Origin of the sequence: Zavarzinia sp., assembly GCF_049306435.1 — a bacterium.
Lineage (GTDB): Bacteria > Pseudomonadota > Alphaproteobacteria > Zavarziniales > Zavarziniaceae > Zavarzinia.
Genome location: NZ_JBAQRT010000307.1, coordinates 1 through 4002 on the forward strand (window position 1 = coordinate 1; position 4002 = coordinate 4002).

Annotated in this window: 4 protein-coding genes; 2 read left to right on the forward strand and 2 right to left on the reverse strand. The window is 67.6% G+C overall.

Annotation, left to right across the window (positions count from 1 at the left end):
- The coding region (locus WAZ62_RS17050) for a DEAD/DEAH box helicase (RefSeq protein ID WP_422644735.1) at positions 1-1233 on the reverse strand (1233 nt) is incomplete at its 3' end.
- 297 nt (positions 1234-1530) lie between these two features.
- Here WAZ62_RS17050 and WAZ62_RS17055 point away from each other — a divergent pair.
- Complete coding sequence (locus tag WAZ62_RS17055; protein WP_422644736.1) at positions 1531-2064, forward strand: dihydrofolate reductase family protein; 534 nt, start codon at positions 1531-1533, stop codon at positions 2062-2064.
- Between the two features lie 13 nt (positions 2065-2077).
- Here WAZ62_RS17055 and WAZ62_RS17060 read toward each other — a convergent pair whose 3' ends face one another.
- Positions 2078-2521, reverse strand: a complete 444-nt coding sequence (locus WAZ62_RS17060; RefSeq protein ID WP_422644737.1) for a MerR family transcriptional regulator — start codon at positions 2519-2521, stop codon at positions 2078-2080.
- 74 nt (positions 2522-2595) lie between these two features.
- Here WAZ62_RS17060 and WAZ62_RS17065 point away from each other — a divergent pair.
- A partial coding sequence (locus tag WAZ62_RS17065) for a heavy metal translocating P-type ATPase (protein ID WP_422644738.1) occupies positions 2596-4002 on the forward strand: 1407 nt, incomplete at its 3' end.

Sequence of the window (4002 nt, forward strand, 5' to 3'; positions counted from 1 at the left end):
GCGCTGGCCCTGGCCCTGACCGCCACCCGGACGGCGCTGCTGGCCACCCTGGGGACGGCGCTGGCCCTGGGCGGGACGCGCGGCTTCCTCGACCGGGGCATTCGGATTGGCGCGGCGGTCGATGACCGGCAGTTTCTGGCGCGTCACCTTCTCGATGTCGCGGAGGTAGGCCACCTCGTCGCGATCGCAGAAGGAAATCGCCACGCCTTCGGCACCCGCGCGCGCGGTCCGGCCGATGCGGTGGACATATTGCTCGGGCACGTTCGGCAGTTCGAAATTGACGACATGGCTGATCGCGTCGACATCGATGCCGCGCGCGGCGATATCGGTCGCGACGAGAACACGGACCTTGCCGGTCTTGAAGCCGTCAAGCGCGCGCTCGCGCTGGCCCTGGCTCTTGTTGCCGTGAATGGCGGCAGCGGAGATGCCATAGATTTCGAGATGCTCGGCCACCTTGTCGGCACCGCGCTTGGTGCGGGTGAAGACGATGGGACGGGTCACGTCCTTGCCCGACAGGATCTCCAGGAGAAGACCGCGCTTGCCGCCGCCTTCGATCATGTAGACCTGCTGGGTCACGCGCTCCGCGGTCGTCGCGACCGGCGTCACCTCGACCCGCACCGGATCGCGCAGCATCTCGCCGGCGAGGGTGGCAATTTCCTTCGGCATGGTCGCCGAGAAGAACAGGCTCTGCCGGCGCATGGCGAGCTTGCTGACGATCTTGCGGATCGGCACGACGAAGCCGAGATCGAGCATGTGATCGGCCTCGTCCAGCACCACGACCTCGGTATGGTCGAGGCGGCAATGGCCGCTTTCGACATGGTCGAGCAGGCGGCCGGGGGTCGCGACCAGAACGTCAAGACCGCGCGACAGGGCGCGAATCTGGCCGCCATGGGGCACGCCGCCGACGACGACGGCGATGTTCAGTTTGGCGAAACGGCCATAGGTGCGGAAGCTCTCGGCGATCTGGGCCGCGAGTTCGCGCGTCGGCGCCATGATCAGGGCGCGGACCGTCTTCGGCGCCAGACGCACCGGATTGGCCAGCAGGCGATGGATGATGGGCAGCGCGAAGGCCGCGGTCTTGCCGGTGCCGGTCTGGGCGATGCCCAGGATATCCCGGCCTTCGAGCAGGGCCGGAATGGCCCGCGCCTGAATCGGCGTCGGGGTATCATACCCTTCTTCCTGGAGGGCGCGGAGAAGGGGCTCGGCCAGGCCGAGGTCCGAAAATTGAGTCACAGACACACTTTCATGTGATGCCGGCCGCACCCTGCGCCCCGATGGCGCCGGACACGAAGGTCGGCAGGTCTTCACAATGGCCCCGCGTGCCTGGGCCATCGACGTATGGGGAGATCGCTGCGCTCAACAGGATGGACCTGAAAGGTCCCTTACGCGGCTGGAGCGCCTGATGTCGGTGCATCCGACGCCGTGGTTATCGCAGATGCGAAGGGTGAAGTCAAACGCCACCACGCCCGCACTTGGAAGCCATGCGAGAATCGCCGACAGTCGCCCGGCCCGCAATCACGGATGGACACCATGGCCCGCCCCCGCATTTCCGTCTTCATCGCCACCAGCCTCGACGGTTTCATCGCGACCGAGGCGGGCGGCATCGACTGGCTGTCCACCGTCGAGGACGAGCACGGCGAGGATTATGGCTATGGCGCCTTCATCGCCGATATCGACGCCGTGGTGATGGGACGCAAGACGTTCGACATGGTGGCGGGCTTCGATCCCTGGCCCTTCGGGGACAAGCGCGTGATCGTCCTGTCCCACCGCGATCTCGGCCCCGCGCCCGAGGGGGTGGAGCGTCACGAGGGCGACCTCGCCCTGCTGGTCGCCCGGCTGGGCGAGGACGGCGTGCGCCGGGTCTATCTCGACGGCGGCGAGACGATCCGCCAGGGCCTGGCCGAGGATCTGGTCGACGACATGACCCTGTCGCGCGTGCCCGTGATGCTGGGCAAGGGCCGGCCGCTGTTCGGGCCGGATGTCCCCTATGGCCGCTGGCAGCTGCTGGGCAGCCGCCATTATCCGACCGGCCTCGTCCAGGCGACCTATCGTCAGCTGGATTGAGCCCGGCGGCCCGTCAATGGGCGTGTTTGCACAGACCATGATCGGACAGGACCTCGATCACCTTGCAATCGGCGATGCGCCCGCCGTGGTCGCGATGTTCGGCCAGCATGCGCTTCAGCTCCTTCCGCAGGGCGCGCAGGCGCGTGATGCGATCCTCTACCTCGTCGAGATGGCGGCGGGCGATGCCATCGGCGTCGTCGCAGGGCAGGTCGGGATGGTCCGACAGTTTCAGCAGCTCGCGGATCGCGTCGATGGAAAAGCCGAGGTCGCGGGCATGGCGGATGAAGGCGAGGCGCCGCAGGCTGCTCTCGCCGTAGACCCGCTGGTTGCCCTCCGTCCGGGTCGGCGGCGGCAGAAGACCGATCTCCTCGTAATAGCGGATGGTCTGCACTTTCGTGTCGGTGCGCCTGGCCAGATCGCCGATGGCGAGGTCCCGGATTTCCAGTGTTTTCGTCATCGCGATTTTCCTCTTGAAGCTCCAGTGGCTTCAGGTTCCATGGTCACGTCCACTAGATGTGAAGGACTGGTGTCATGGACAAGGGCTTGGCTCGTCATCGGCTGAAAGTGGACGGCATGGATTGCGCGAGCTGCGCGATCAAGATCGAAACCGCGCTGAAACGCCTGCCCGGTGTCGGCGACGTCAATGTCAGTGTGACCGGCGGCACGGTGATCGTGACCGAAGATGGTATTCCCCCCTCCCTGCCCGACATGCAGGCGGCGATCCGGCGCCTCGGCTTTCAGGTGATCGAAGGCGACGCCGGTCATCAGGCGCATGGCGATCACGGCCATGACCATCACGATCATGATCACGGCCATGACCACGCGCATGACGATCCGGCCGACGCCGGCAAGGCGTGGTGGCGGACGGCCAAGGGCCGGCTGGTCATCGGCGCTGGCATTCTGCTGCTGGCGGCCATGCTGGTCGATCACTTCGCGCCCACCTATGGCAGCTATGCCTTCGGTGCCGCGACGATCCTGGCCCTGATCCCGGTCGCCCGCCGGGCCTATGCCGCCGCGACCTCCGGTTCGATCTTCACCATCGAAATGCTGATGACCATCGCCGCCCTCGGGGCCCTCGCTATCGACGCGGGCGAGGAAGCGGCGGTCGTCGTCTTCCTCTTCGCCGTCGGCGAAGTGCTGGAAGGTTTCGCCGCCGCGAAGGCGCGGCAGTCGATTTCCGCCCTGGCCGAACTCTCGCCCAAGACCGCCCTGCGGATCGAGGGCGATACCACGCGCGAAGTGCCGGCGGCGGCGCTTCGTCCCGGCGACCTCGTACTGGTGCGTCCGGGCGATCGCATGCCCTCGGACGGCGCCGTGATCGAGGGCATGTCGGATGTCGACGAATCGCCCGTGAACGGCGAATCCGTGCCGCGCGCCAAGGCGCCCGGCGATCCGGTCTTCGCCGGTTCGATCAACGGCGGCGGGGTGCTGCGCGTGGCGATCGACCGGGACGCCAGCGACAATACGATCGCCCGCATCATCCGCCTCGTCGAGGAAGCGCAGGAAGCCCGTGCCCCCGTCGCCCGCTTCATCGACCGTTTCGCCCGCGTCTATATGCCGGTCGTCGTCGGCATCGCCCTTATCGTCGCTGTGCTGCCGCCGCTGGCGCTGGGCGGGGATTGGGGCACCTGGGTTTACCGCGCCCTCGCCCTGCTGCTGATCGCCTGCCCCTGCGCCCTCGTCATCTCGACGCCGGCCGCCATCGCCGCCGGCCTGTCCGCGGGCGCGCGGCGCGGGCTGCTGATCAAGGGCGGCGGTGCGCTGGAAGCCATCGGCAAGCTGAAAACCATCGCCTTCGACAAGACCGGCACCCTGACGGCGGGCAAGCCGGTGGTGACCGACGTGATCCCCCTCGCCGCCGGGGCGGACGAGGTTCTGACCCTGGCCGCCGCGCTGGAAGCGGGCTCCAGCCACCCCCTCGCCCTGGCGATCCTGACC